Here is a 25,685-nt window from a genome sequence, read left to right on the forward strand (position 1 = left end):
TCTCCTTATTCGCTGATGCGGACTTCTTCGATAATTTGTTGTACTTCATTTTCAACAGAATCGAGCATTTCAGCACATTCTTTTACCAAAGTTAAGCCCTTTTTATATTGTGATAAAAGCTCAGAAATGGTCATATCCCCATCATCTAATTGCTTAACAATATCTTCTAAGGCCTTATATTTTTTCTCATAACTTTTTAGTGATGCGGCCATCCTTGTGCGCCTCCTTTACCGTAGCAGTAATATAACCATCAGCTAGTGTAACTCGTATATCGTCATTTGGTTGTAATTGGGCAACCGAAGTAATAGGTTTGTTATCATGCTCAACCTTTGCAAAACCTTTAATCATCATTTGTAATGGATTTAGTGACTCTAACTGTTGTGCCAATAATGCTAAGCTATGTCTCTCTGCATTACATCGTTCTTTAGTTGCATTAGTTAGAGTTTGAGAAAGCTCTTGTAAGTGTGATTTTTGCTTATGTAAAAATTGCAGAGCTGGAATGCCAAGTTTTCGATTAAAGAGCAATGTTAAATCTGTACGTTTTTGTTGTAGTGTATAGCGTATATATTCGTGTAAATACTCTTCTTTTTCTGTCAACTGATCTTGTAATATAGTAATTGGAAGTACTGCCATTTCTGCAGCATGGCTAGGCGTAGCACCACGTACATCAGCTACATAATCACATAAGGTGTAATCTGTTTCATGACCTACCGCCGAAATAATCGGTGTATGAGCATTATAAATTGCCTCTACAACAGCTCTATCATTGAAACACCACAAGTCCTCCATAGATCCACCACCACGACCAACGATGATGACATCAATATCTGGATCAGCATCTGCCGTAGCAATTCCTTTTGCTATAATTGGGCCTGCGGTACTACCTTGTACAGGAACGGAAAACAATTTAAATTGAACTAGTGGATTGCGTTGTTTACTAACATGTAGAATATCATGTAATACAGCACCAGATTGGGATGTAACAATACCAATGCAACTCGCCATATAGGGTAAACCTACTTTATGGCTATCATCAAAGTACCCCAAAGCAGTTAACTCTCGTTTTAGAGCGTCAAATTCGAGCTGTAACGGACTTTTAGCACCTATTTGCATATCTGATGCAATGAGATTTAAACGGCCCATTTTATTGTAAAAGTTAACAGATGCTTTTACAGTTACTAATAAACCATTTTGAATGGCATTAGCTAGTCCCTTTTGCATGACGGTACTAGACCACATTGTCACATCAATAGCAGATTCCTCATCTTTTAAAGAAAAATACATATGACCACTGCTATGACGTTTTGCATTAATAATGGTACCACTTACATATACATTCTTTAATAGATATTCACGATCTAAGGTACGTTTTATGAGATTGTTTAATTGTGTAATGGTTAATACATTCACGATTATCCTCTAGATTCTTGTAAATAAGCAGCACCAAAAGCATTACCTGTGGCATTATCAACAGAGAATTGTGGTTGCGCCACATGTAATTGGAGATGATTTCGTTTACAATAGGTTTCCATCCGCTTACGAAGTAAACTATTACTCATCACACCACCTACAGCAATGAGTGCACGTACAGGTTTCTCTTTAGTATGATAAGTAATCATTTTTTCTAGAGCATTTCCAATGGAAGTAAAAACAGCTCTAGCTAACTTAGATTTATCTATATCACTCATAGCGTTATTTATACGCCGCATAGCAGCACTACAAGGACCGGCAAAGCTAATCCATCCGTCTTTTACAGATGATGGCAATGGTTCATATTCTGTAGTTTGTAATGCTAATGCCTCTAAATGTTTACCTGCAGGAAATGGTAAGCCCAACGCGACACCTATGCGATCAACATATTGTCCCCCTTGTAAATCTCTAGAACCACCAACGATATGAGATTCAAAAATACCGTTTCCTTGATAATGGCAATATAATAGTTCTGTCGTGCCACCTGATAGATGTAATGCCAAAAATGGGTCATTAGGAATATTTTTTAAATCCCTCAAAGCAGCTAATATATGATTCTCTTGATGTGCAAAAATATGTAAAGGCACATTCATAAGATGACTCAAGGTTTGCCCCTGTCCTAACCCGACCATAAAGGCAGGCATATAAGAGCGTTCTTCACGGCGCGGAAAGCCACTAACACCTATGCCGCTAATTGGTACCTGAGGCAACTCTGACATTAACTTAGGCAACGCCTTTGTATGCTGAAAGACCATATTTGATTGTTGTAGTCCTCGCTCACCCAGTTTTACCTCTAAGATTTTACGTGCTTCCCCTACTATGTGAAAGTCGCTATCTACAATGGCACAACTTGTGGTGTAACAACTCGTATCAATGCCTAAGTAATATCGTTTCATTATTTACTCTTATTATATGCGTCTAAGATTGCATTAATTAATTTATAAGATGCATCAGAGCCAAACTCTTTAGCTAATTGAATGGCTTCATTAATAGCAATAGATGGCTCTAAAGGTTCCACTTTATTGTTCATTTCCCAAACTGCAATACGTAAGATAGAACGATCCACCTTATCTAAATTTGCTACTTTACGAGATTTACAGAATGGCTGTAATGTAGCATCAATTGCTTCAACATTTGATAGTACACCCTCTATAATACTATTTGCATATGCCTTATCCATTGCTTTATGAATGTTTCCTTCGGGAAATTGAACATCATTTTGATCAGTATGAAATTCATTGGCATATAACATTTGGAATGCGTATTGACGAGCCTCTCGCCGATTTCGCTTAGTTACCATGTAAAACTGGCTCCTTTTCTTTTACAATACCTTCAATATGCACATCAACCTTAATATGATCAAGATCTAGCATATTTTTTAAGGTTTGTTTGATTTCTAATTGCAATTGTTTCGATAATTCAATGAGATTATATCCATACAATGCTTTAATATAAATATTAATTTCAATAAAACCTTTACGATGCTTTACATTGATACCAGGTAAGCTACGCTGACCAAAAGCATGGGTAATACCCTCTACCAACTCATCGTAAAAGCGTGGGCTTAAAGAATGAATACCAGGAATGGTTCCTAAAGTTTTTGTTGCTACATCAATGATGACAGAATCTGCAATATCAATGGTATCCGTGTCTAAACCATAATTTAATTGATTATCTGAACTCATAGAGATACCTCCTATGGCTGTTGAGGTGTTACTAAATCATCAAAAATAATGTCTTGTACAACTACATCAATAGTTTGAACCTCAATTTCTGTATAAGAGACTAAAGCAGTTTTAATGCGCTCTTGTAGACGTAAAACAACATCAGGAATACGATATCCATACTGAATGCACACATATAGTGTAACTGATATTGCTCCTTCATCGTTAAAGGATATCTTAACACCTTCATGATCGGATTTACGTCTAAAAAAAGTGTTAACGCCATCATTAAAGGTGGAACTCATATGATGAATTCCCTTTGTGTCAAGCGCTGTCATTGTTACAATTGTAGCATATACATCATCATTAATCTTAATCTTACCCGACTCTAGTTCAGTATTTTTCTTGGTCATACTGGCCTCTTTCAAAAAAAGCACCTGTCCCTATATATAATTACATAGACGACAAGTGCTTACAGTGCAAATGTTACGATATATGGGGAATAAGATTCCTTGAAAAGATCTTGCCCCAATACATATCAATGAGTATTAGGCACGTTCGATGTATTGTCCTGTACGAGTATCAATACGAAGTACATCATCTACTTCAATGAAGAGAGGTACTTTTACAGTGTAGCCTGTTTCTAATACGGCTGGTTTATTACCACCAGTTGCAGTATCGCCACGGATACCAGGATCTGTTTCAACTACGCGAAGTTCAACAGCTACAGGTAAATCAATACCGATTACGATACCTTGGAAGAACATGATGGATACTTCCATATTTTCAAGAAGGAAGTTTTTAGCATCACCTAATTGTTCAAGGGTAAGTTCAACTTGATCATAAGTTTCGTTATCCATGAATGTATAAGAGCCATCAGATTCATATAAGTATTGCATACGACGACGATCAACATGTGCTTTAGGCACTTTTTCACCTGCATTAAATGTACGCTCAACTACAGAACCAGTTTGCAAGTTTTTCATTTTAGTACGTACGAATGCAGCACCTTTACCTGGTTTAACGTGTTGGAAATCAACTACTTGCCATACATTACCGTCAATTTCAACGGTTACACCTGGACGAAAATCATTACTGGAAATCATCTAACTCTTCTCCTTCTAAATACCTATTTCAATTAACTCTTTTGGACTATGTGTCAACACCTCATAGCCGTCAGATTTGACGATGACACTATCCTCTATTCTCAATCCGATAGTACCTGTTATATAAATGCCAGGTTCTACCGTAATGATCATATTTTCTGTAAATACCGTATCGGATTTAGTATTGGCTACTGGTTCTTCGTGAATCTCAAGACCTACGCCATGTCCAGTACCATGATTAAATTCCTTGGTATATCCATGTTCTTTAATATAATCACGACAAACTGCATCAAGTTCTTTACCAGTAATACCAGCCCGAACTGCAGCTACGCCACGTTTTTGTGCTTCTAAAACTATACCATACAGCTTCTTTTGTAATTCAGAGGCAGGCCCCATTACAATAGTTCTAGTCATATCAGAATGATAACCCTTATATACTGCACCAAAGTCAAAGGTAACAAAATCACCTGCTTCAATGACCTTATCACTGGCTACACCATGAGGCATACTAGAACGATTACCAGAAGCAACAATGGTTGCAAAGGAAGGTTCCTCTGATCCACGTTTTAACATTTCTGATTCTAATATAATGCGCGCTTCGTTTTCTGTCATCTCTACCTTTAGTTGTGGTAGCAAGGCAGCAAAAGCATCATCACCAATTTTAGCGGCTTTACGCAATAAGTCTAATTCGTCTTCACGCTTAACCGCACGTAGTTTTGCAAAATTGATAGATGTAAAATTAAAGCGTTCATCTAATGTATCACATAAAGTTTCATACGTATCCACAGGCATTTGTTTGCCTTCTATACCGAATAAACCTTCGTGAATATGATGTTCATTGAATATATCTACAAGAGTATCCATAACAGTTGTTTCATATTGAATAACTGTGTACCCTTCACATTGTTTTGTTGCTTGTTCAGTATATCTGAAATCAGTAATCATAAAGGCTTTATCTTGAGTAATGATAGCAAAGCCTGTAGTACCAGTAAAGCCTGCAAAATAATGTAGATTTATAGGGCTTATTAAAATGACGCCTGTTAATTCTTGCTCTTTAATATACTGTTGTAGCAGATTTAATCCATTCATAATCTTGCTCCTAGTCTATAAAGTACAATTAATCTTACCATAAAATACCTATATTGAATAGAATTTTATGCTATTTTTTAAAGCCCTCTATCTGTTCAACGGTCAATTCCATTGCAGAACCAACCTCTTCAATGCCACTTAAATCAATATGACCAATCGTAAGACGTTTCAAATATGTTACAGTACCACCTGCAGCACCAATCATGCGCTTAACTTGATGATACTTACCTTCTTCAATTGTTACATGTACTGAATGTAACGATACAAATTCAATTTCTGCCGGTTTACATTGCGTACCATCTCCAAGAAGAATTCCCTCTTTAATACGTTGTATACCTTCATCAGATAGCGTTCCTTCAAATTCTACGTAATAAACCTTAGGCACATGTTTATTACCATTGATGATAGAATGTCCCCACACACCATCATTAGTTAATAGTAAAAGTCCTTCTGTATCCTTATCTAATCTGCCTACTGGAACTACTCCCATTTTTATGAATTCTGGAGGGAGTAAATCCATAACAACAGGGTGACTAGAATCTTCTACGGCGGTAACATAGCCCTTTGGCTTATGAAATTTTACATAATATAGTTGAGTAGTACTAACAATCTTACCATCAACAGCAACTATATCAACATCAATATCAATATGAGTATCTTTTTTCGTTGTTATACTACCATTGATGGTAACCCTTCTATCTTTTATGATTTGATGGACTTCTTTTCGACTACCATAAGCTTTATTGGCTAATAATTTATCTAGTCGCATTATGCATGACCTTGTAATACATCTACGTGTGCTGTATCATTGAGCAAGTTTAAAATATTATGATCAAATTCTCCCATGCCATTATAGAATATACGATTTATTGCTGTATTACCTTGACTAAAATTCCAACAATGACTAATGGAAATATCTAATAATTTACACAATAATGTTCGTATAGTTCCACCATGACAAGCAATGAGAAGTGTTTCCTCCTCATTATTAACATTGATGAATTCCTCTAGACCTGCCCATGCACGGTCTTGTAAATTCTTAAAGCTTTCACCATTAGGAACCTTAACTAGATGTGGTCGCAAATACATTTCATCTATCAAACCAGGCCAACGATCTTCGATATCTGAAAATAACATAGCTTCCCAATCACCAAAATTAAGTTCTCGTAAGCGTTTATCTACCGTAATAGGAGTAGTACGTTCACCGCGAATGACTTCAGCTGTAACTAAAGCACGACTCAAATCACTAGATAATATGCGATCAAATTTAACATCTTTAAGAGCCTGACCACATGCCTTTGCTTGATTTAAACCATTTTCATTAAGTGGAACATCTGTGATGCCTTGGTATTTTCCCATTTTGTTCCAATCAGTTTCACCATGGCGCACAATATACAATGTTTTCATAGTCTTCCTATACTTTCAAAATATCTGTTAATTTTTCTACTAACTTAACATTAGTATCATGATCTTTTATTGCAACGCGAACCCATTGATTATTTAATCCCATATAAGAATCACAGTTGCGAACAATCATATTATATTTTTTAAGCGCTTCATTAATCGACTCTGCTGTTATTCCTTCTTGTTCAATGTGGAACAATATAAAATTAGCTGAAGGCGGATATACAGTAATACCATTTATAGTATCTAATGAGTTATACATAAAAAGTTGCTCTTCATGTAATACTTGTTTTGTTCGTTTCACATACTCTACATCATTCAAAGCCGCCTCTGTATAGGATTGAGCTAATGTGTTAACAGACCAAGTTGGAATAAAACTATTTAGTTGCTCAATGATAAGAGGATTGCTGAAAGCAGCACCAATTCGTAGCCCTGGCACGGCATAGAATTTTGTAAAAGAATGAACCACGATAATATTATCAAACTCGTTAACTAGGGAGCGCATGGAGTATTCATTATCTTGTAATGTGTCGTTACCAACAAAATCGATAAAGGACTCATCTATAACAAGTAAACTATTAGCATCTTTCAGCATGCTTGCAATAGTACGAATATGGTTCTTATCAAGTAACGTACCATCTGGATTATTGGGATTACCTAGAAATACAATAATACGACCATCTTGCCCTTTTAACTCGGCTGCAAAAGTTTCTAATGCTAAATAAGGAACCTCAAAATAAGGTTTTCCATGTTCATCTTCCCGTGGTCTATAATAAATATCGCGTACTGGAATTCTACTTGCTTCTAAAGCAGCTTTATATTCAGAAAAACCTGGTGCGGGAACAAAAGCGCCCGTATAGCCAGGTAACCGACAAATTGCATATAATAGCTCTGCCGCTCCATTGCCAACTACAATTTGATTTTTATTCATACCATAGATATCAGCAATGGCATTTAATATATCATCATTTGTAGCATCCGGATAATGTGATATATATCGCAATTGAGGTTCTAATGCAGATAAGCCACGTTGGCTAGGGCCTAGTGGATTGATATTAGCACTAAAGTCAATAACCTCATATGGTTCAATTCGTTGTTCATGGGCAAACTGAAAGATATTGCCCCCATGTATTTTAGACATACTATTCTCTTTCTATGAAATACTTTATCGTTTGATATAAGTTAATCCTTCATTCGTAGTTTCAACCGTATCTACATAGGATAATTGTGGCAACTTACGCAAAATCTCATTCTTACAATCATTAATACGACCATAATCAACGGGGAATAATAGTCCCATAATGGTTCCGCTATGAGCGATGATTGTTCCTACACTATTATAAGAATTACCTACATCGTGAAAGTCATATAAATTAGGTTTATATAAAATACGCTGATTGCCAAAGGCACTCAATGTAGCAGCTTGGCCAATAAGCTTTATATCATGCGTTGTAAGCCCCTGTTTAAACAAATCAAAGGATTCTTGTATAATAGATTCTTTTTCTAAAATTTTATTTTGTAAATCTGCTTGTTTATTAAAGCTAACTGTATCAATGCTACCGCCTTCGTCAAAAACGAGGATTTTTAAAGGTGGGCACATACCTAATGGCTTAGAGATAGTCCCTTTAATATAATCAAACTGAGTTACACCTTGATAAAAAGAGGCATCTGTAGGCTCTACAGATAGACAAATTTGCTCAAGTTCTTTTAATGATAAATCATAGTCCATGGCCAAAGCTGTAGCCATAGCTGTTACAGAAATATCTGCCGAACTTGAAGCCATGCCTTTTCCTTGTAGAATATCAGATCTTACATACACAGGCGGGCAAATTTGATTTTTATTTTTTTGTTGGACCAACTCTTGTACTAATTTACGAGCTTGTGCAGACTTTGGTTGAAGTGCACAAAATTCTTTAGAAAAAGGTTGTATTACATTACTCAATGCGTAGGAGTATCGATTAATTGGACATGTCACTAAAAATGACTGACCATCAATAGAACCTTGTAGAAATTCCCCACATGTACCTGGGGCTCTTACATAATAGGTCACATTAAACTCCTTTCACATCAAATAAAGTATACGTTCTAAAAATATTAAAACTTTGAAAATCAAAAATTTAGAGTTAGAACATAGTTGGATTATTAACTACCGTAGCTGATTGTATAGATACAATTATGCTATATACCAATATCAATAATACTTCAGTTACTTCCACAACAAATCCATATGTATCACCAGTAGTGCCACCTAACGCTTTTACAATATAGCGGTTTAATAATCGGTTAATAATATACGTAATAATCATGCTAACAATATTGATTTGGAAAATACCTATAGTAGCATATACTAACACACCTAATCCTACTAAATACCCTACATCAGGTGCTGAAAAAATTGCATAAGCACCATATAAAAGTGTATATAATACTAAACCGATTAATAGTAATAGAATAGGCATAAAGAACGTAGATATGGTGTTATAAGTAATAACATGTTTAGGTGCTAAATTAGCAAATGCTGCCCCCATCCCCTGTTCTCTAGCATATGGATAGGATCGAATACTAAAAACCATAGACCAACGGCTCATTAAAGGCATCATAATGAGTGCCATAGGTATAAATTCAGCCGATGGAATCGAAGCTAATAATTGCCATTTCAAAAGTGTAACAAATACAAAAGCAACAACTCCAAAGGAGCCTATACGACTATCTTTCATGATTTCTAGTTTACGTTCTCTTTCACGGCCGGAAAACAAACCATCGCTTGTATCCATCAAACCATCAGCATGAAGGCCACCAGTTATTAAAAACTCAGCCACAACGATAATTAACATCAATGGCATAATCGGAATAAATGGCGATAATACGCCATATAATATAGCTAATATGAGACCAATAATAAGGCCCACATAAGGAAAGGCTACAACAGATTTACCAAAGTCCTCTACAGACCATTCAGTTTGATTTACAATTTTTAAACGCGTTAAAAATTGTAGTGCTATAAAAAAAGGTGTCATTATACATTCATCCCATAGGTAATGACTGTACTAATGATAACCATTAGTATAGTCGTAACATACATCATATAAATTGTTCGAGTAATATGGTTACGGTTTAGCTTTTCAATAGGATCGCCCATATATTCACGGAAGGTCATTTTTTTGAAATACTGATTGTAACCACCTAAACGGATATGTAAGGCCCCTGCCACAGGTGCTTCTGCATACCCCCCATTAGGACTAGGATGTTTTTTTGCATCACGTAAACCGATTTCTATTGCCTTTTTAGCATCAAAGCGTAAAAAGAATGCAGAAATTACAAATAATACAAAGGTAATTCGGGCAGGAATCCAATTTAATATGTCATCAAAGCGTGCAGCTACGCGACCAAAGTACAAGTACTTTTGATTCTTATAGCCTAACATAGAATCCATAGTATTAGCAGTTCTATAAAGAATAGCCCCCATAGGGCCACCGATAATAAAAAAGAAAAAAGGTGCAATAATACCATCTACCGTATTTTCCGCAATCGTTTCTACTGTAGCCCGAGTGATTTCGCTTTCATCTAAGTCTTCCGTATCTCGTCCCACAATCCATGATAAACGTTTGCGAGCATCTACAATATTACCTTGTTTTATTAACTGACTAATGGTAAAACCTGCGCCAGCCAATGAACGTGGAGAAATGGCAATGTAGAGGATCACTACTTCGAAAGCATAGTATACCCATTCGTCTACTACTCCACCTAGCCATAACAATAAAGATACTATGATATATACCGATATAAGAATTAAACCTACTGCAATACCACCGTACCACAATTTCTTCGTATCATTATCAGTGTCTTTATAAAGAACGGCTTCAAAAAAAGATATTATACGTCCAATAATGGCCACTGGATGATATTTACTATTGGGATCTCCAATAATTAAATCCAATAAAAATGCTAAAACTGGTATGCACACAAAGTTATACTTTGAAAACCAGTGAAAAATTGCTAAATGTTCCATATATCTCCTCTACTATCCCAAGGTAGACATAATATAATCCATATCTAGATGTTCCTCCACAATATCAGCTAAGCGATTATATGCCGCATTTTTATGGTCAAAATAATGGAATACTACATCTAATGGTTGTAATCCCTTGCGTTCACGTAATTGATTGATAATAAAACGTCTAAACTCGTCATTATCAAATACACCGTGAATATATGTACCCATTACTTGATGATTACCATCAATAAAACCATCAATAACATTGACAGCCTCTTCACTGCGACTTGTAATTGTAAAGCAACGAGACACCGAATCTGCTAGTGGCGTAGTATCCCCCATATGAATTTCATAGCCTACTAATTTTTCACCCCTGAAAGTACCATTTAAAAACTGTAAATTAGATACATTGAATTGTACTTGATGGGTAGTTTTTTGAGCCTTCATAGTCGTGGAGGATTCAACAAGGCCAAGTCCTTCAATTTCCTCGATATCACCTTCCATATGATGCGGATCATAAATAGTTTTACCTAACATTTGGTTACCGCCACAAACACCGATAACAGGTGTACCTTGAGCAGCCAATTTTTTGATTTCATCAGCAAAGCCTGTATCACGTAAATATGTTAAGTCAGCCAATGTATTTTTAGAACCAGGTAATATAATTAAATCTGGCGTACCGATAACATCTCCAGGGCCTACAAAACGGACAGATACATCTGGCTCATAATTAAGTGCATCAAAGTCTGTAAAATTAGAGATTTTAGGTGTTTGCATAACTACGACCTGAATATCTTTAGTACCACTATTGCGTTTGTTCTCTAATGCAACAGAATCTTCTTCATCAATATCGAGGTTCTCAATGGCAGGAATAACACCTACCACTTTTTTACCTGTTTTTTCTTCAATAAATGTAAGAGCTGGTTCTAATAGTTTGATATCACCACGGAATTTATTGATAACGATACCTTTAATAAGATCGCGTTCTTCTGGTTCTAATAATTCTAAGGTACCAACAATGGACGCAATAGCACCACCTCGGTCAATATCTGCAATGAGAAAAACTGGAGCTTGAGTCATCTTGGCAATACGCATATTTACAATATCATTTGCTTTTAAGTTAACTTCTGCAGGACTACCGGCACCTTCGATAACCATCATATCAAAATTTGAGTCTAAGAAATCAATAGATTCTTTAACCTTATCTAAAGCGGTTAGTGAATATTTTGTATGATATTCTTTGGCACTATATACGCCAACAGGTTTCCCCATCAATACAACTTGAGACGATTGATTTCCTGTAGGTTTTAATAACACAGGATTCATTTGAACAATTGGATCAATACCAGCGGCTTCGGCTTGAGCGACTTGAGCACGGCCAATTTCATCGCCCCATTTTGTCACATAAGAATTGAGGGCCATATTTTGTGCTTTAAAAGGAACGGTCTTAAAACCTTTTCTATAAAAAATACGGCATAATGCAGTACAAAGAATACTTTTACCTACATTAGAACTCGTTCCTTGAAACATGATTTTCTTAGCCATTTATATGAACCTCCTGTGATTTCAATTCAATGGTAACACCACTAATTGTTAAATAGAGTTTATCTGCAACAGAAGCTACTGCTCGATTCACACGACCAGCAATATCTCTAAAATATCTAGCCAGTTTATTATCCGGCACAATACCTAACCCAATTTCATTGGTCACAAATATAACTGTTTTACCTTCACATGATTGTATCGAGTCTAATAAAGTGTCTAATTCTGAAAGTATTGTCTGTTCTAATCTATTAGCATCTTCTTGACCACGAATGGAGCCATAAGCCATCATGTGATTGGTAGTGAACATGGTTAAACAATCTATAAGAATTACATCTGCTGATTGACTGATATTTTCCCATTCATCAGCTAAATGTAAAGGTACTTCAAAATTATTCCATATTTTTCCTCGTCGCTCTTGATGTTTTTTGATGCGATCCACCATTTCCTCATCAAAAGCTTGGCCCGTAGCTACATAAGCTTTTGGCCCCTTTGTAGCCAATGCTAAACGTTCAGCAAATTCACTTTTTCCACTGCGTGCCCCACCGGAACACAATATAATTTGTGATTTCATAATGCACCTATACAAGAATTTATAATTTCAGTATCATTATAAGTATAACAAAGGAGCGATACTATGGAAATTATGAATATGAAACTAAAAATGATGGCTACGCTATGGGATAATACATATCGTGTTGCCATCGATGACGGACAAGGTAAATATATTGGTACTGCACGAGTAGTAGTGAATGTTCCTCTACCACCAGAAGCTTTACCTGAAAACGCACCGCAAGTTGAAGCACAACTATTAGTATTAGTTGAAGACTTTGATTTCGGCGCTGATAAAATTATAAACTTTGAAACAACATTAGCCAATTTATTAAGAGAAAAATTCCGTTATGAAATTCCTCATATCTTCTTTTACTATCCTAGCCCTCAAGATGTTTTAAACCAAACAATTTCACAATAGGTCTATAACGAGCAAAAAGCTATGTAAAATACATAGCTTTTTTTGTTTATTCAGCCCCAAGTTCTTCCTCTACACGACACAAGATAAAGCAAAGGTCGGATAGACGATTTAAGTATTTTAAATTAGATTCGTGAACACTTTCACCAGCGTCTAATACTCGCCATAAAGCGCGTTCCGCACGTCGAGTAATCGTTCTAGCTACATGTAAATAAGCAGAAGATTGTTTTTCACCGGGAATGACAAAACTAGATAAAGGTTCTAACTTTGCATCAAAGCGATCAATAACTTTTTCTAAATGCTTTACATATTGCTCAGTAATTACCGGAGCAGTATTTAAACTTGCAATATCGGCCATTAATGTCCATAAGTTTCGCTCAATATCGTATAATTCAGCAGCAACACGTGGATTTTCAGCATAAGCGCGAGCCAATCCTAAAAAAGCTTGTAATTCATCGATTGTACCATAAGCTTCTACGCGTAAAGATGATTTCTGTACACGTTCTCCCGTGTATAAACCAGTTGTACCAGCATCACCTGTTTTTGTATAAACACTACTTGCCATATGATTACCTCCTATAGATATACATGGATGTAGAAATAAAAGCTAAATAATACCAACCTTGAGATTATTTGTATTCAGGGAACCAAAGATGAATTTCACGAGCAGCAGCTTCTGGAGAATCAGAAGCATGTACTACGTTAGCATCCATTGTTAGGGCATAGTCACCACGAATACTACCAGGGGCAGCATCTACAGGATTTGTTGCTCCGTTTAAAGCACGTACGGATACAATTGCGTTCTCACCAGCTAACACAAAAGCAAGAACTGGGCCTGATGTAATAAAATCAACTAATTCACCAAAGAATGGCTTTTCCTTATGTTCTGCATAGTGTTCTTCCGCTAATTCACGAGGTACTTGTAAAAGTTTTAATGCTTTAATAACAAGGCCTTTACGTTCATAACGGCTAAGGATTTCACCACTTAATTGACGTTTAACTGCATCTGGTTTAATTAAAACTAATGTTTCTTGCATGATACCCTCCAGTAGATACTAATTATAATATTGCCTTTTCTTTATACTTTGGATTCATAGCTTGTTTCTTTAACTTTTGAATACGTTCTTCCGTGCGAGGATGTGTACTAAAAAGATTGCTCAAGCTTTCACCAATTCCCATCATAGGGTTAATAATAAACATATGGGCTGTAGCATTACTTGCATTAGGCAATGCACCATGTTTAGAGTAGTAGTCAATTTTTGCAAGTGCAGAAGCCAGTGCTAATGGGTTGCGACACATATCTCCGCCTCCCTCATCAGCTAAAAACTCACGAGTACGGGAAATACTCATCTGAATAAGACCAGCTGCGATAGGTGCAATAATGATCGTACCAAGAAGCGCCAAAGGGTTAGTGCCTTCTCGATCATCAGAGCGCCCAAATATGGCAGTGAATTGAAGTATATTGGCTATCATAGAAATAGCACCAGCCATCATAGCTGCAATTGTACTAATCAATGTATCTCGATTCTTAACATGTGTTAATTCATGTGCAAGCACACCTTCTAATTCTTCATCAGTTAATAGACGTTGGATACCTTCTGTAACAGCAACTGCTGCATGACTAGGATTTCTACCTGTTGCAAATGCATTCGGTACTTCACTGGGAATGATATAAACCCTTGGCATTGGTAAATTACCATTTTTAGTCAATTTCTCTACCATTGCATATAGTTTTGGATTAGACTGTGCAGTAACAGGTTGAGCATTGTATTGGGCTAAAACGATTTTATCGCTGTACCAATAAGACATAAAATTCATACCCATGGATATGACAAACATCATAATCATACCGCTTCTGCCGCCAATCATATCACCAATAACCACTAAAATGGCCGTTAGCGTAGCTAACAAAAGTGTTGTTTTTATATTGTTCATAGTTTCCTCCAATTATTGTTATGGACTATGCCTAACACTATAATTATACCATAAACTATATAATTAACGCTCCAGTTGTATCAGCTTCTAAGCAATATATTTTATTTTCAATCTCATTTGCTGTGAATACAGCCCCCATAGCCTTTGCTACCTCTTGTACATGAGCTTTATCAACATATGCAATTAGAGTAGAACCCGATCCACTGATAGTAGCACCGTAAGCTCCAGCAACTTTTGCGGCTTCAAAAACTTCATCACAATGAGGAATCAATGTCTTACGATAAGGTACATGCAAGTTGTCATCTAAGGCAACAGATAAATTACTTAATTGATGCGTAATTAAGCTTGTTACAAATAATGAAGCATGACTTACATTTTGTACAGCTTCTTTGAATGGAATATGATTTGGTAGCACAGAACGAGCATACTCAGTAGATACCATGACTTCTGGTACTACAACAGCAAAATGTAGCTCCGGAGGAATAGAAATGACCGTGTTTAGTACCTTATTTTTTAAACCTGTAGCACAACATAAATTTCCGTAAATAGCTGGCGCTACATTATCTGGATGACCTTCCATACGATTTGCTATAACCAGTAACTCTTCTTTTGAAAGTGGATGCTTTACTAATGCGTTCGCCAGTAAAAGTCCCCCTACTATAGCCGTACTACTACTACCTAGTCCACGAGAGGGAGGAATCAAGGTTTCAGAAGTTATATGACCATATCGAATTGGTTCTTGAGCAGTAGCAAAAACTTGATCCATAGCGAAACCAATTAGATTCTTTTTAGGATCTTCAGCGCGTAAAATATCTGCACCAAAACCTTCAAAAGTATATGTATATTCTGTAGCATTTTCATCTGGTGTAAATCTGAATATATTATAAAGATTTAGTGCTAATCCTAAGCAATCAAAACCTGGGCCACAGTTTGCACTAGTGGCAGGTACTTGTACACGAACAGTATTCATAATTAAGCTTCCATAATACGAATAACACTATTAACAGCCTTAACGGAGCGCAAGCTATTAAAAGAGTCTATAAGATTTAAAATATAAGATCTTGGGCATTTAGATGTAACAATGGCAAGAACTGCAGTTTCTGGATCCATATTTCGTTGAACGATGGATAAAACAGAAATTTTTTGTTCTGCTAATTTTGCAGAGATTTTTGCTAGAACACCTGTTTTATTATCCACTGCTAAACGCAAGTAGTAGCTAGATTGGATTTTACCTGGAGAATAAATATCTTTTTGATCATAATAGAACGGTTTCAAGCGCCCTGTTTCATTATAAGAGACATTCTTTGCCACTTCCATTATGTCAGATACTACAGAACTACCTGTCGGTAAGCTACCTGCACCACGACCATATAGCATGACATCATCGATACCATTGCCCTTAACATAAATTGCATTGTAGGATCCTCGAACAGATGCTAATGGATGTGTCGTAGGAATAAATGCAGGATATACATTTAAAGATAATCCTTGAGCAGTTTCTTTAGCAATACCTAATAATTTAATATTGTAACCAAACTCTTTCCCAAATTTTATATCTTCAGTATCAATACAAGTAATACCTTCTACAGTTACATCTTCAAAGAAAATACGACGGTTAAAGCTAATAGATGCAAGGATTGCCAATTTACGAGCTGCATCAAGTCCTTCTACATCAGCTGTAGGATCTGCCTCTGCATATCCTAAATCTTGTGCTTCTTTCAATACATCTTGGTAGCTTAAACCTTCTTCAGACATTTTAGTCAAAATAAAGTTTGTAGTACCATTCATAATACCAATGATTTCAGTAATACGATTACCGGCTAACGATTCATATAATGTGCGGATTATAGGAATACCACCTAGAACAGATGCTTCAAAACGTAGATCTACCCCATTTTTACTCGCTAAGTCTAATAAGTATGGACCAGCTTCTGCTAGTAAGTCTTTATTTGCAGTTACCACATTCTTCTTAGCTTTTAAGGCTCCTTCTACGCAATTTTTTGCAAAGTTTGTACCACCCATCAATTCCACTACCATTTGGATGGAATCGTCTTTTAACACTTCATCAATATCAGTTACATATTTAGCTGTTTCTGGTAATGTAATATGACTATATTTTTCTGGATTTCGTACATAAATTTTTGAAATTTCAACATTGACACCTGTACGATTTTTAATTAATTCAGCATTGTCTTGCAATAAGTTAAAAGTACCTTGTGCAACAGTACCAAAACCTAATAAAGCAATTTTTATAGTGGTCATAATCGTCCTACTCTCTTAATTAGCCTATGCTTGGCCTAAAATCTCTACCTTGATAATCCCCTTCATAGAGCGAATATCTAGCAATAAATCTTCTAATGAACCTTGTAAATCCTTGGTTTCAAAAGAAATACTACTATTCGCAATGCCTTGTAATGGAATATCTTGATTAATCGTTAAAATACTACCGTTACGTTCAGCAATGGCTTTCAAAACGCTTGATAACATACCAGATTCATTTGACATAGAAACATAAATACTAACAATTTTCCCTTGAGCAATTTCAAAAAATGGAAAAACATAATCCTTGTATTTATAATACGCAGATCGACTTAAATCCATTTTTTCAACTGCTTCGTTAATTGTTTTAACCTCACCTAGTTTTAGAATTTCTTTTACTTTTATCGTCTTTTTTATAGCCTCTGGTAAAATATCTTCTTGAACCAGATAAAATTTATCTTTTTTTGGTTTAGACATAGAGCACACTCCCTTATTGTTCTCTTGAAGTTTCTTGGGCAACGAATTGTCGTCCATATAATGTTAATACTGCATACATACCGATGAAGAATGGCATATATTCAGCCACAACACGCCATCCTACAGCGATGATGCCCACTGTTCCATTAGGTACAAAGGCACTAAATAATACTACAAATAGACCTTCTGCAATGCCTGTTCCCCCTGGGGTTGGTGCAAAATACAAAATAAGATTTAATAAAATCATGCGATCTAAAATATCGATAATAGGAATATCTGGTGTGAAAGCATACATTAAAGCGGGTGCAATACAATATAAGCATAATAAACTCAAACCAGATTCAATAAAAACTATTAAAGATTGGACAGGTTGTTTATAAAGTAAACCAAGACCTTGATTTAATGTTTCTAATTTAGAAAGCCAATCTTTAGTGTTATGTGCTTTAAATCGTTGTGCTAGATTATAGACAAATTGACGCATATATTTAGTCTGTAATATATAAGTTCCCACTAAGGCCGCTATAACAGCAAGCACGGCAAAAATCAAAAGCATATCACGAGAGATATATGGAATTTCAATAGCATCTCGTAAGAATACTAATGGCAGCATAATGACCAAAAACATAATGGAAAATACGGTACGTATTAATACAATCGGTGTACCTTTAGATATAGGTACGCCATAACTTCTCAACACCAGTACTTGCGCGACAGCCCCCCCGCTAGCTCCAGGTGTCAACATAGCCATAAAATAATTACTAAAAATAACTCGTAGCACTGCTCGTATCGATAACTTGTAACCACCAATTTTTACGAGCCTTTGAAGTCGTAATCCATCAAAATACATACCTGATACTAAAGCAACTACAGCTAATAATAAGGAAATACTATTAAAAGATGATATGGCTTTCAATGCATCTAAATCAATAGTATAGTAAATGATACCGATTGATACAGCCAACAACAAGAGAAACATAAAGATGCCTCTCTTCATCATTTTACTCATACCAAGTCTCCATAATTAATGAGCTCTATATCATGTTGACTTATATATAATCGCGTATGACTGGAACAGAGTGCTTGCAACTCATCTTCCCAATGATAACCCCAATTATAAAGCTTACTAAGAATACTACTATTACTACCTGGGTGAACCATCAATTCATGGGTACCAGAATGTTTATTTACCGCTTTTAGGATACCCATTAGAGATTTCTGATTTATATGGCCTCCATTTGCCATGCCCCAAAAATATTGGGTTGTAGTCATACAATTATTTCGTATGATTGGTCGCGCATTAGCCGCAACCGTTGATAAACCAACTTTACCAAGAAATCGAATTGGGGAATACATATAATTCATAAAACCAGTAGACTCATCGGGTATACGTATAGCATGTATACCAAAGGATTTTGCCTGTTCAATCACAATTGGCAATACCGTTGGTAGAACATGCATATGTTGATGTCCATCAATATGAGTTACCCTTAACCCGGTATCCATTATTTGAGCTATTTGTCCATGAATCTCTTTACGTAATTCACTATAATTGATTTTGCCAGAGTAAATACGTTTAATAAATTCTACATAGTTCTCTGGAAATACACCTTCTGGTGTGAGAAGTGATGAAACTTCTGATGGATCACATACTGGTTTCACCCCACCTACCAAGGTAATATGAATACCAATGCCCAACTTAGGGTTCTGTTTTGCCATACTTACGGCTTCTGTAAAAGCTTCTCCTCCTGCCATTAAAGAGGTACTGGTAATAATACCCCTACGATGACCATCAATAATACCAGCATTAACTGCACTATGAAGGCCAAAATCGTCTGCATTTACAATTAATTTGGACATAGTTATCTTCCTTTTCATGAAAAAAAGGGAGAACTTTGTTCTCCCACAAAGGATATATGTTATTGTACCAAATACACAACTAAAAAATCAATACAAAAGCCCTCTACTTGTATACTAGTAGAGGACTTTTTATAAGGTCATAAATTTTTATCATATATACTAAGGCATCAATTGTTCTTGTACTTTATACATACATAATGCAGCAGCTACGCTTACATTTAAGGATTCCATATCACCATACATAGGAATCATAATACGATTTGTACATAGATTCATAACCTCTGGTGTTACGCCATTCCCTTCGTTTCCTAATACTAGCATAGTTCGCTTAGCATAACGTACAGTATGATAAGGATTGGAATGTTCTAAAGCAGTTACATAGGTAGTCATATTAGACTCAGTTACCATATCATGTAACAGAGATAAGGTAATATCCTCATATAAAGGTATTTTATGTAAGGCGCTCATAGTACTGCGCACTGTCTTGTCATTAAAAGGATCCACAGTTCCTTTCATCAAAAATATACCTTTTACACCTGCTGCAACTGCTGTACGAATTATGGTACCTAGATTGCCAGGATCTTGAACTCCATCTAATGTAATATATAAACCATCATCAATGTGAATGCTTTCCATATCGTATTTTGGTTTTGATACAATAGCAACTACACCTTGTCCATTTACGGTATTATCCACCTTATCAAATATTGGATCTTGTGCAATAAATTTAGGTACAAATTGAACAGTATCTAAGTCTAATAAATCTAATACATGTTTATCTTGCGCTTTAGATTCACGTATAACAATTGTTTTTACTGCCCCCATAGCTGCAATATCTCGAATAGATCGAATACCTTCAACAATGTACTCTCCATATTTTTGGCGATTTTTACGCTGCCCTAAAGAGATAATTCGCTTAATGGTCTTATTATCTTTAGATTGGATATATTCCATACTAACTCCCACTGTGTTGATTATTCCAGAGATTATAAAAGGCCCCTTTTAAGTTGATAAGTTCATCAAAAGATCCTATTTCTATTATTTTACCATATTCCATATACACTATTTTATTGGCATCTTTAACTGTTGAAAGGCGATGAGCAATACTTACGATTGTTTTACTACCTCGAATATTTTCAATACTTGCTTGAATTTGCTTCTCCGTATGACTATCAATGTTAGCCGTTGCTTCATCTAACAATAGAATAGGTGTTTTTTTAATCAAGGTACGGCCAAAAGCCAATAATTGCTTTTGCCCATCAGATAATAAAGAGCCTAAATAACCAACCGGTGTGTCATACCCTTCCGGAAGGTGTTCAATCATAGAATGCAAGTTAACTTGTTTTGCTGCATTGACCATATCCTCATTAGAAATTGATGTATCAAAAAGTGTTAAATTATCTCTAATGGAACCCTTAAATAGATAAGCTTGCTGAAAAACATATCCCATTAAATGACGAAGCACAGAACTATCATATTGAGCAATATTTATACCGTTAATATAGATAGCCCCTCTTGTTGGTTTGTAGATTCCCATCAACAATGATAAAAGTGTTGATTTACCACTACCAGAAGGGCCTACAATACCTATGAATTCTCCAGCTTTAATAGTGAATGTAAAGTCCTCTAGCGCATAAACGTCGTTATTCTCATAGGAAAACCATACATGCTCGAATTCAATAGTCTCTATATGTTTAAATTCATCAGGAACTTCATTAGCCATCTGACGCTCTTCTTCCTCTAATAAGGGAACTAATCTTTCAGCACCAGCTAATGCGCTTTGTAGGGAGTTATATTTATCTGCAATTTCCTTTAATGGTTGGAAAAATCGGTCCATATATTGTATAAAGGCAAATACTGTACCAGCATCAGCTACGGAGTCTATTAAATTCGTAGTTGTAAAAATAACAATTAACGCAACAAAGAATAGACCATCTACGAGCGGTCTAAAAATAGAAAATGTGGTAACCTCAAAAAGACCTGCTTCTAAGAAACCTTTATTAACAGTATTATAACGTTCCTCAATTGCTCTTTCGCCACCATAGGATTTTACGATTACAATATAATTTAACAGTTCCTTGATGCTTGCATTAGAAGCCGCTACAGAACGTCTTACCTGACGGAATGCTTTGCGAGAAAACTTTTGAAACACCCAAATAATTCCACCCATTATAGGTAGTAAAATTGTCATGATTATTGCTAAAGGTATATTAATGGCATACATAAATCCTAATATACCAATAATCATTAAACCGCTACTTGCCAAATTCAGAATTACATCTGTATATAATGTACGTAATGACTCTACATCATTAGTAATGCGAGTTACCCAATTCCCAATTGGCAACTTATAAAATTCATCATGTGGTTTATTAAGAATCTTTTGGAATATAATACTACGAATATTATAGATAATTTTTTGACCAAAACTTTTTAAAAAGTAATTCTCTACAAAGATAAATAATACACTACCAATTATAGTAAAGCCATACATTAAAGCATAGTATTCAATAACAGCGATATCATTAGTGGCAAATCCAAGATCGATAACTTGCTTAGTTAAATATGGGCGTAAAAGTAATAGTACTAAATTTCCTGCGAGCGCAACAGTTGCTAAAAATAGAATACCTAAATAAGGCTTAATGTAGGCAGTTATATAGAAGAATAGAGCCCAGTCATTTCTTAGATCACGCTTCTTCATGATGGTCTCCTCCATTCTGCGCTTCATATAAGGTACGGTATAAACCATTGTTAGCTAATAATTCCTCATGAGTACCTTCTTCTACGATACGCCCCTCATCAAATACTAGTATTTTATCTGCTTTCTCTACAACCTCTAGTCGTTGTGAAATACATAGAATCGTCTGATCTTTTACATTATGTAATGAATTTAATATTGTTGTAACTGTTACTGCATCTAAAGCGGAAAAACAATCATCTAGCAATACATATGGCGCATTTTTATAAAAGCCGCGAGCCATATTGATTCGCTGTTTCTGTCCACCTGATAAATCATGACCTTCTTCAGCAAGCTCATGTAAATCATCGTTTAACAAATCGCCTAAATCTCTATATAAGTCTGCCTTTTGTGCTGCCAACTCTACAGTTTCATGCATGGATAAATCTTTACCAAATTTAATATTATCAGCAATGGTCGTACTTAATAGGTAAGATTGTGTCGGCACATAAGCAATTGAGTTTCTAAGCTTTGATAAAGAAACAGTAGCTAAATCTTGACTGCCAAAATAAATAGATTTTTCCGGACACTCTTGTAATCCAATAAGCAATTTAAACAATGTACTTTTGCCAGAACCGGGTTTACCAACTAAACCAATAAATGAACCTTTTGGTATTGTCGTTGTCAACTGAGATAATGCATGCCCTTTAGAGTTTTCATAAGTAAAATCTAAGTATCGAATATGAATATCCTCAAGCGGCAATACTTCATCAGTATCCTCTATTATTTCAGTAGGCAAATGCAAGAAATCCATGATACGATCTAAGGAAGCAAGACCTTTTTGTACAATAGAAATAAGTCCCCCCAAGCCTATTAAAGGCCCTACAATTAACATGATAAAAGAATTGATAGTAACAAATTCGCCTATAGTCATTTTGCCTTCTACAGCTAAATGTCCACAAATAAATATACTAATACTGATACAAATAAAGGGTGCAATTCTTGTTAACGGTGTTAATATTGCATCTAGTAGTGCAACATCCATATTCTTCTTATAATTAAGTTTATTTATTTTTTCAAAAGAATTAGAGATTATACTTTCACGATTAAAAGCTCGAATAACATCCATCCCTTGAAATAACTCTTGTCCAAACTCTGTTAAATCGCTATAAGTAGCTTGTGCACTACGTTGTTTAATACGTAGCTTTCTGCCTAGTACAAATATAGCCACAATAATTAAGAATACAGGTGTCATAATTTTAAAAGCTAATACAGTATTAATCTTTTGAATTAAAATTATGGAGCCCACAATGGAATAGAAAATAATATCCACTATAATCATTACACCTAGACCAAGGGCAACACGTAGCGATGTTACATCGTTAGTCATGAGCGCCATAACCTTACCAGGTCCATTAGCCTCATAGTACGTTGTTTTTACTTGTAATGCTTTACTACACAAAATCTCACGAAAAAGATACTCCATGCGACGAATAGAGCCTAATAGGGTTCTGCGTGAGATAACTTTTAAAATAGTGATAATAATAAATAATAAAATGAAATAAAAAATATAAGTGCCTAACCCTTCCTTATTATTGCTCAACGTATCTATAGCATTACCAATAAATTGAGGAACAAATAAAAAAGCCACGTCAATTGCCATCAACATAGTTAAGCCAATGGCATAGATCCAGCCTTCACGCCGGAAAAACTGCATAAATAAATCTATTGGTTTCATAGGTCCTCTCTAACATATCCTATTAAGTCTAATCAAAATCATTGCCTATATAATTACTAGTATCATTATATTGTAATTGAATTTAAATCAATACTGTAAAAGCTAAATCAACAAATTTTATTACGTTAACTTTTCTCTTTATAGTATACACATTTTTTATGATACATTAATACACCTATACGTATAACAGTTAGATTAAATATTTTATTACAGTAGCAGTTCTATTTCATCAATATTAATATTAGTTAAATGGCCTCTTTAAATTTTTACAGTAATCAATCGTAAAGATCTTTTTAATTAATACTATATCGAATTTTTTAGTTTACTTATGGTAATGTAAATGTTATACTATGCATATAAAGAAATTATATTTTACATAATTAGAATTAAAACTCTTAGGAGGAATACAACATGGAAAAACGTACTGGCGTAGTAACATTTGCAGGTGGCCCTATCACATTAGTTGGCCCAGAAATTAAAGTAGGTCAACAAGCTCCAGACTTCACTGTATTGAGCAATGACTTGCAAGCTAAAACTTTAAAAGACTTCGAAGGTAAAGTAAAAGTTATCTCCGTTGTTCCTTCCCTTGATACAGGTGTTTGTGATGCTCAAACTCGTTGGTTCAACCAAGATGCAACAGCACTTTCCGAAGATGTAGTCGTATTGACAATTTCTATGGACTTACCATTCGCTCAAAAACGTTGGTGTGGTGCTGCAGGCGTAGATAAAGTTATTACTTTGTCTGACCACAAAGATGCTTCCTTCGGTGAAAACTATGGTTTCTTGATTGAAGAGCTTCGTCTTTTAACTCGTGGCGTTGTAGTAATCAACAAAGATAACAAAGTAACTTATGTTGAATATGTACCTGAAGTAACTCAAGCAGTTAACTTCGATGCTGCATTAGAAGCTATTAAAGCTGATATCTAATCTTAAGATTTTTGCTAATAGCTTAATATAAAGGTAAAAAGACCGTACGGTGTACGGTCTTTTTTATGTAGTATAGTATTTAGATTTTTATTGTAGGTGAATTATATATGTGGATTCGTATTTCTAAACTATTATTAACGATAAAAAATATAGCCCTTGTAGGCGTTGGTATTGCACTTTGTATTGCACTTATTAATACATTGATTAGTCTTGTCTATGTTACGTGGGCGAATATTCAAGGTTATAGTACATACTCTTTATTGATTGAAGAACTAATTACCTTCTTTCTATACTTTGAGTTTATTGCACTCATCGTTAAATATTTTAAAAATAACTTCCACTTTCCGCTTAACTTCTTTTTATACATTGGCATAACTGCAATTGTAAGACTTCTAATTATCAATCATGAATCATCATTTGATAATTTAATTTGGTCTGTTGCAATTTTTGTACTTGTATGTAGCTTAGTATTAGTAGAAAAATTTATTGGACATAACGAATAAAATTTAAATCGTTTTGTTTGAATATATCTAATTTATTTAGATATATTTAAATGAAAAATGGCCTCTACCGTAG

The 25,685-nt window shown here is 35.2% G+C and carries 30 protein-coding genes; 3 read left to right on the plus strand and 27 right to left on the minus strand.

The features are described 5' to 3' along the window. Positions 1-5: 5 nt before the first annotated feature. From xseB to cobU, 16 genes are all read right to left on the minus strand, one after another. Positions 6-212: an exodeoxyribonuclease VII small subunit gene (gene xseB, locus VPHSUH08_RS00455; RefSeq protein WP_008713906.1), complete on the minus strand. Its 207-nt coding sequence runs from the start codon at positions 210-212 to the stop codon at positions 6-8. Then, positions 187-1,410 (minus strand): exodeoxyribonuclease VII large subunit, encoded by a 1,224-nt coding sequence (gene xseA, locus VPHSUH08_RS00460; protein WP_008713905.1) that lies wholly within the window; start codon positions 1,408-1,410, stop codon positions 187-189. The genes xseB and xseA overlap by 26 nt, the downstream gene beginning before the upstream one ends. A gap of 2 nt (positions 1,411-1,412) precedes the next feature. Beyond that, positions 1,413-2,366, minus strand: a complete 954-nt coding sequence (locus tag VPHSUH08_RS00465) for a metallohydrolase (RefSeq protein WP_008713902.1) — start codon at positions 2,364-2,366, stop codon at positions 1,413-1,415. Next, positions 2,366-2,770, minus strand: coding sequence for a transcription antitermination factor NusB (nusB, locus tag VPHSUH08_RS00470; RefSeq protein ID WP_008713900.1), 405 nt, complete (start codon positions 2,768-2,770; stop codon positions 2,366-2,368). Before nusB ends, VPHSUH08_RS00465 begins: the two co-directional genes overlap by 1 nt. Then, positions 2,760-3,155 (minus strand): Asp23/Gls24 family envelope stress response protein, encoded by a 396-nt coding sequence (locus VPHSUH08_RS00475; protein ID WP_004695803.1) that lies wholly within the window; start codon positions 3,153-3,155, stop codon positions 2,760-2,762. The genes nusB and VPHSUH08_RS00475 overlap by 11 nt, the downstream gene beginning before the upstream one ends. 11 nt (positions 3,156-3,166) lie before the next feature. Continuing rightward, positions 3,167-3,547 carry an Asp23/Gls24 family envelope stress response protein gene (locus VPHSUH08_RS00480; RefSeq protein WP_004695801.1) on the minus strand — a complete coding sequence of 127 codons (381 nt, stop codon included), beginning with the start codon at positions 3,545-3,547 and terminating at the stop codon, positions 3,167-3,169. A gap of 135 nt (positions 3,548-3,682) precedes the next feature. Next, positions 3,683-4,240, minus strand: a complete 558-nt coding sequence (gene efp / locus VPHSUH08_RS00485) for an elongation factor P (protein WP_004695799.1) — start codon at positions 4,238-4,240, stop codon at positions 3,683-3,685. Between the two features lie 15 nt (positions 4,241-4,255). Then, positions 4,256-5,329: a Xaa-Pro peptidase family protein gene (locus VPHSUH08_RS00490; protein WP_008713897.1), complete on the minus strand. Its 1,074-nt coding sequence runs from the start codon at positions 5,327-5,329 to the stop codon at positions 4,256-4,258. A 70-nt stretch (positions 5,330-5,399) separates the two neighbouring features. Beyond that, entirely contained in the window at positions 5,400-6,098 is a 699-nt protein-coding gene (locus VPHSUH08_RS00495; RefSeq protein WP_008713895.1) for a pseudouridine synthase, read from the minus strand. Next, positions 6,098-6,736: an alpha-ribazole phosphatase gene (gene cobC, locus VPHSUH08_RS00500; RefSeq protein ID WP_004697091.1), complete on the minus strand. Its 639-nt coding sequence runs from the start codon at positions 6,734-6,736 to the stop codon at positions 6,098-6,100. The genes VPHSUH08_RS00495 and cobC overlap by 1 nt, the downstream gene beginning before the upstream one ends. Before the next feature lie 7 nt (positions 6,737-6,743). Then, positions 6,744-7,874: a histidinol-phosphate transaminase gene (locus tag VPHSUH08_RS00505; protein ID WP_008713893.1), complete on the minus strand. Its 1,131-nt coding sequence runs from the start codon at positions 7,872-7,874 to the stop codon at positions 6,744-6,746. A gap of 24 nt (positions 7,875-7,898) precedes the next feature. After that, positions 7,899-8,783 carry a GHMP kinase gene (locus tag VPHSUH08_RS00510; RefSeq protein WP_008713891.1) on the minus strand — a complete coding sequence of 295 codons (885 nt, stop codon included), beginning with the start codon at positions 8,781-8,783 and terminating at the stop codon, positions 7,899-7,901. 73 nt (positions 8,784-8,856) lie between these two features. Further along, a complete protein-coding gene (gene cobS / locus VPHSUH08_RS00515) occupies positions 8,857-9,750 on the minus strand; it encodes an adenosylcobinamide-GDP ribazoletransferase (protein ID WP_105086511.1) in 894 nt (297 codons plus the stop codon). Beyond that, positions 9,750-10,742 carry an adenosylcobinamide-phosphate synthase CbiB gene (gene cbiB, locus VPHSUH08_RS00520; protein WP_004695785.1) on the minus strand — a complete coding sequence of 331 codons (993 nt, stop codon included), beginning with the start codon at positions 10,740-10,742 and terminating at the stop codon, positions 9,750-9,752. Before cbiB ends, cobS begins: the two co-directional genes overlap by 1 nt. Before the next feature lie 12 nt (positions 10,743-10,754). Beyond that, on the minus strand, positions 10,755-12,272 hold the full coding sequence (locus tag VPHSUH08_RS00525; protein ID WP_004697395.1) for a cobyric acid synthase: 1,518 nt from the start codon (positions 12,270-12,272) through the stop codon (positions 10,755-10,757). Beyond that, positions 12,265-12,843: a bifunctional adenosylcobinamide kinase/adenosylcobinamide-phosphate guanylyltransferase gene (gene cobU / locus VPHSUH08_RS00530; RefSeq protein ID WP_004695782.1), complete on the minus strand. Its 579-nt coding sequence runs from the start codon at positions 12,841-12,843 to the stop codon at positions 12,265-12,267. Before cobU ends, VPHSUH08_RS00525 begins: the two co-directional genes overlap by 8 nt. Positions 12,844-12,906: 63 nt before the next feature. Between cobU and VPHSUH08_RS00535 the strand changes: the two genes are divergently transcribed. Further along, entirely contained in the window at positions 12,907-13,242 is a 336-nt protein-coding gene (locus tag VPHSUH08_RS00535; RefSeq protein WP_004695781.1) for a hypothetical protein, read from the plus strand. A 46-nt stretch (positions 13,243-13,288) separates the two neighbouring features. Here VPHSUH08_RS00535 and VPHSUH08_RS00540 read toward each other — a convergent pair whose 3' ends face one another. From VPHSUH08_RS00540 to VPHSUH08_RS00590, 11 genes are all read right to left on the minus strand, one after another. Beyond that, positions 13,289-13,804, minus strand: coding sequence for a cob(I)yrinic acid a,c-diamide adenosyltransferase (locus VPHSUH08_RS00540; protein WP_004695779.1), 516 nt, complete (start codon positions 13,802-13,804; stop codon positions 13,289-13,291). A 64-nt stretch (positions 13,805-13,868) separates the two neighbouring features. Further along, on the minus strand, positions 13,869-14,276 hold the full coding sequence (ndk, locus tag VPHSUH08_RS00545; RefSeq protein WP_004695778.1) for a nucleoside-diphosphate kinase: 408 nt from the start codon (positions 14,274-14,276) through the stop codon (positions 13,869-13,871). Positions 14,277-14,298: 22 nt separating this feature from the next. Continuing rightward, on the minus strand, positions 14,299-15,174 hold the full coding sequence (htpX, locus tag VPHSUH08_RS00550) for a zinc metalloprotease HtpX (protein ID WP_105086512.1): 876 nt from the start codon (positions 15,172-15,174) through the stop codon (positions 14,299-14,301). A gap of 55 nt (positions 15,175-15,229) precedes the next feature. Further along, on the minus strand, positions 15,230-16,144 hold the full coding sequence (gene thrB / locus VPHSUH08_RS00555; protein WP_021148135.1) for a homoserine kinase: 915 nt from the start codon (positions 16,142-16,144) through the stop codon (positions 15,230-15,232). Between the two features lie 2 nt (positions 16,145-16,146). After that, positions 16,147-17,436: a homoserine dehydrogenase gene (locus tag VPHSUH08_RS00560; RefSeq protein WP_024061678.1), complete on the minus strand. Its 1,290-nt coding sequence runs from the start codon at positions 17,434-17,436 to the stop codon at positions 16,147-16,149. 24 nt (positions 17,437-17,460) lie between these two features. Continuing rightward, positions 17,461-17,910, minus strand: a complete 450-nt coding sequence (locus VPHSUH08_RS00565) for an ACT domain-containing protein (RefSeq protein ID WP_004695770.1) — start codon at positions 17,908-17,910, stop codon at positions 17,461-17,463. A gap of 13 nt (positions 17,911-17,923) precedes the next feature. Continuing rightward, complete coding sequence (locus VPHSUH08_RS00570) at positions 17,924-18,916, minus strand: lysylphosphatidylglycerol synthase transmembrane domain-containing protein (RefSeq protein WP_024061679.1); 993 nt, start codon at positions 18,914-18,916, stop codon at positions 17,924-17,926. After that, complete coding sequence (locus tag VPHSUH08_RS00575; RefSeq protein WP_105086513.1) at positions 18,913-19,767, minus strand: ChbG/HpnK family deacetylase; 855 nt, start codon at positions 19,765-19,767, stop codon at positions 18,913-18,915. The genes VPHSUH08_RS00570 and VPHSUH08_RS00575 overlap by 4 nt, the downstream gene beginning before the upstream one ends. Before the next feature lie 159 nt (positions 19,768-19,926). Beyond that, positions 19,927-20,721, minus strand: coding sequence for an RNA methyltransferase (locus tag VPHSUH08_RS00580; protein WP_024061681.1), 795 nt, complete (start codon positions 20,719-20,721; stop codon positions 19,927-19,929). A gap of 1 nt (position 20,722) precedes the next feature. Next, entirely contained in the window at positions 20,723-22,468 is a 1,746-nt protein-coding gene (locus tag VPHSUH08_RS00585) for an ABC transporter ATP-binding protein (RefSeq protein WP_105086514.1), read from the minus strand. Next, on the minus strand, positions 22,455-24,182 hold the full coding sequence (locus VPHSUH08_RS00590) for an ABC transporter ATP-binding protein (RefSeq protein WP_105086515.1): 1,728 nt from the start codon (positions 24,180-24,182) through the stop codon (positions 22,455-22,457). Before VPHSUH08_RS00590 ends, VPHSUH08_RS00585 begins: the two co-directional genes overlap by 14 nt. 411 nt (positions 24,183-24,593) lie before the next feature. Here VPHSUH08_RS00590 and tpx point away from each other — a divergent pair, with 411 nt between their 5' ends. Next, on the plus strand, positions 24,594-25,109 hold the full coding sequence (tpx, locus tag VPHSUH08_RS00595) for a thiol peroxidase (protein ID WP_008600893.1): 516 nt from the start codon (positions 24,594-24,596) through the stop codon (positions 25,107-25,109). Positions 25,110-25,216: 107 nt separating this feature from the next. Further along, positions 25,217-25,612, plus strand: a complete 396-nt coding sequence (locus VPHSUH08_RS00600; protein ID WP_004695756.1) for a phosphate-starvation-inducible protein PsiE — start codon at positions 25,217-25,219, stop codon at positions 25,610-25,612. The last annotated feature ends 73 nt before the right edge of the window (positions 25,613-25,685 follow it).

The sequence above is a fragment of the Veillonella sp. S13054-11 genome (genome assembly GCF_002959795.1).
In the GTDB taxonomy this organism is placed as follows: domain Bacteria; phylum Bacillota; class Negativicutes; order Veillonellales; family Veillonellaceae; genus Veillonella; species Veillonella parvula_E.

Bases quoted from the DNA above. Each gene is read 5' to 3' on its own strand.
- xseB (WP_008713906.1), bottom strand. From the start codon at position 212: ATGGCCGCATCACTAAAAAGTTATGAGAAAAAATATAAGGCCTTAGAA.
- VPHSUH08_RS00465 (WP_008713902.1), bottom strand. From the start codon at position 2,366: ATGAAACGATATTACTTAGGCATTGATACGAGTTGTTACACCACAAGT.
- nusB (WP_008713900.1), bottom strand. From the start codon at position 2,770: ATGGTAACTAAGCGAAATCGGCGAGAGGCTCGTCAATACGCATTCCAA.
- VPHSUH08_RS00475 (WP_004695803.1), bottom strand. From the start codon at position 3,155: ATGAGTTCAGATAATCAATTAAATTATGGTTTAGACACGGATACCATT.
- VPHSUH08_RS00480 (WP_004695801.1), bottom strand. From the start codon at position 3,547: ATGACCAAGAAAAATACTGAACTAGAGTCGGGTAAGATTAAGATTAAT.
- efp (WP_004695799.1), bottom strand. From the start codon at position 4,240: ATGATTTCCAGTAATGATTTTCGTCCAGGTGTAACCGTTGAAATTGAC.
- VPHSUH08_RS00490 (WP_008713897.1), bottom strand. From the start codon at position 5,329: ATGAATGGATTAAATCTGCTACAACAGTATATTAAAGAGCAAGAATTA.
- VPHSUH08_RS00495 (WP_008713895.1), bottom strand. From the start codon at position 6,098: ATGCGACTAGATAAATTATTAGCCAATAAAGCTTATGGTAGTCGAAAA.
- cobC (WP_004697091.1), bottom strand. From the start codon at position 6,736: ATGAAAACATTGTATATTGTGCGCCATGGTGAAACTGATTGGAACAAA.
- VPHSUH08_RS00505 (WP_008713893.1), bottom strand. From the start codon at position 7,874: ATGTCTAAAATACATGGGGGCAATATCTTTCAGTTTGCCCATGAACAA.
- cobS (WP_105086511.1), bottom strand. From the start codon at position 9,750: ATGACACCTTTTTTTATAGCACTACAATTTTTAACGCGTTTAAAAATT.
- cbiB (WP_004695785.1), bottom strand. From the start codon at position 10,742: ATGGAACATTTAGCAATTTTTCACTGGTTTTCAAAGTATAACTTTGTG.
- VPHSUH08_RS00525 (WP_004697395.1), bottom strand. From the start codon at position 12,272: ATGGCTAAGAAAATCATGTTTCAAGGAACGAGTTCTAATGTAGGTAAA.
- cobU (WP_004695782.1), bottom strand. From the start codon at position 12,843: ATGAAATCACAAATTATATTGTGTTCCGGTGGGGCACGCAGTGGAAAA.
- VPHSUH08_RS00535 (WP_004695781.1), top strand. From the start codon at position 12,907: ATGGAAATTATGAATATGAAACTAAAAATGATGGCTACGCTATGGGAT.
- VPHSUH08_RS00540 (WP_004695779.1), bottom strand. From the start codon at position 13,804: ATGGCAAGTAGTGTTTATACAAAAACAGGTGATGCTGGTACAACTGGT.
- ndk (WP_004695778.1), bottom strand. From the start codon at position 14,276: ATGCAAGAAACATTAGTTTTAATTAAACCAGATGCAGTTAAACGTCAA.
- htpX (WP_105086512.1), bottom strand. From the start codon at position 15,174: ATGAACAATATAAAAACAACACTTTTGTTAGCTACGCTAACGGCCATT.
- thrB (WP_021148135.1), bottom strand. From the start codon at position 16,144: ATGAATACTGTTCGTGTACAAGTACCTGCCACTAGTGCAAACTGTGGC.
- VPHSUH08_RS00560 (WP_024061678.1), bottom strand. From the start codon at position 17,436: ATGACCACTATAAAAATTGCTTTATTAGGTTTTGGTACTGTTGCACAA.
- VPHSUH08_RS00565 (WP_004695770.1), bottom strand. From the start codon at position 17,910: ATGTCTAAACCAAAAAAAGATAAATTTTATCTGGTTCAAGAAGATATT.
- VPHSUH08_RS00570 (WP_024061679.1), bottom strand. From the start codon at position 18,916: ATGAGTAAAATGATGAAGAGAGGCATCTTTATGTTTCTCTTGTTGTTG.
- VPHSUH08_RS00575 (WP_105086513.1), bottom strand. From the start codon at position 19,767: ATGTCCAAATTAATTGTAAATGCAGACGATTTTGGCCTTCATAGTGCA.
- VPHSUH08_RS00580 (WP_024061681.1), bottom strand. From the start codon at position 20,721: ATGGAATATATCCAATCTAAAGATAATAAGACCATTAAGCGAATTATC.
- VPHSUH08_RS00585 (WP_105086514.1), bottom strand. From the start codon at position 22,468: ATGAAGAAGCGTGATCTAAGAAATGACTGGGCTCTATTCTTCTATATA.
- VPHSUH08_RS00590 (WP_105086515.1), bottom strand. From the start codon at position 24,182: ATGAAACCAATAGATTTATTTATGCAGTTTTTCCGGCGTGAAGGCTGG.
- tpx (WP_008600893.1), top strand. From the start codon at position 24,594: ATGGAAAAACGTACTGGCGTAGTAACATTTGCAGGTGGCCCTATCACA.
- VPHSUH08_RS00600 (WP_004695756.1), top strand. From the start codon at position 25,217: ATGTGGATTCGTATTTCTAAACTATTATTAACGATAAAAAATATAGCC.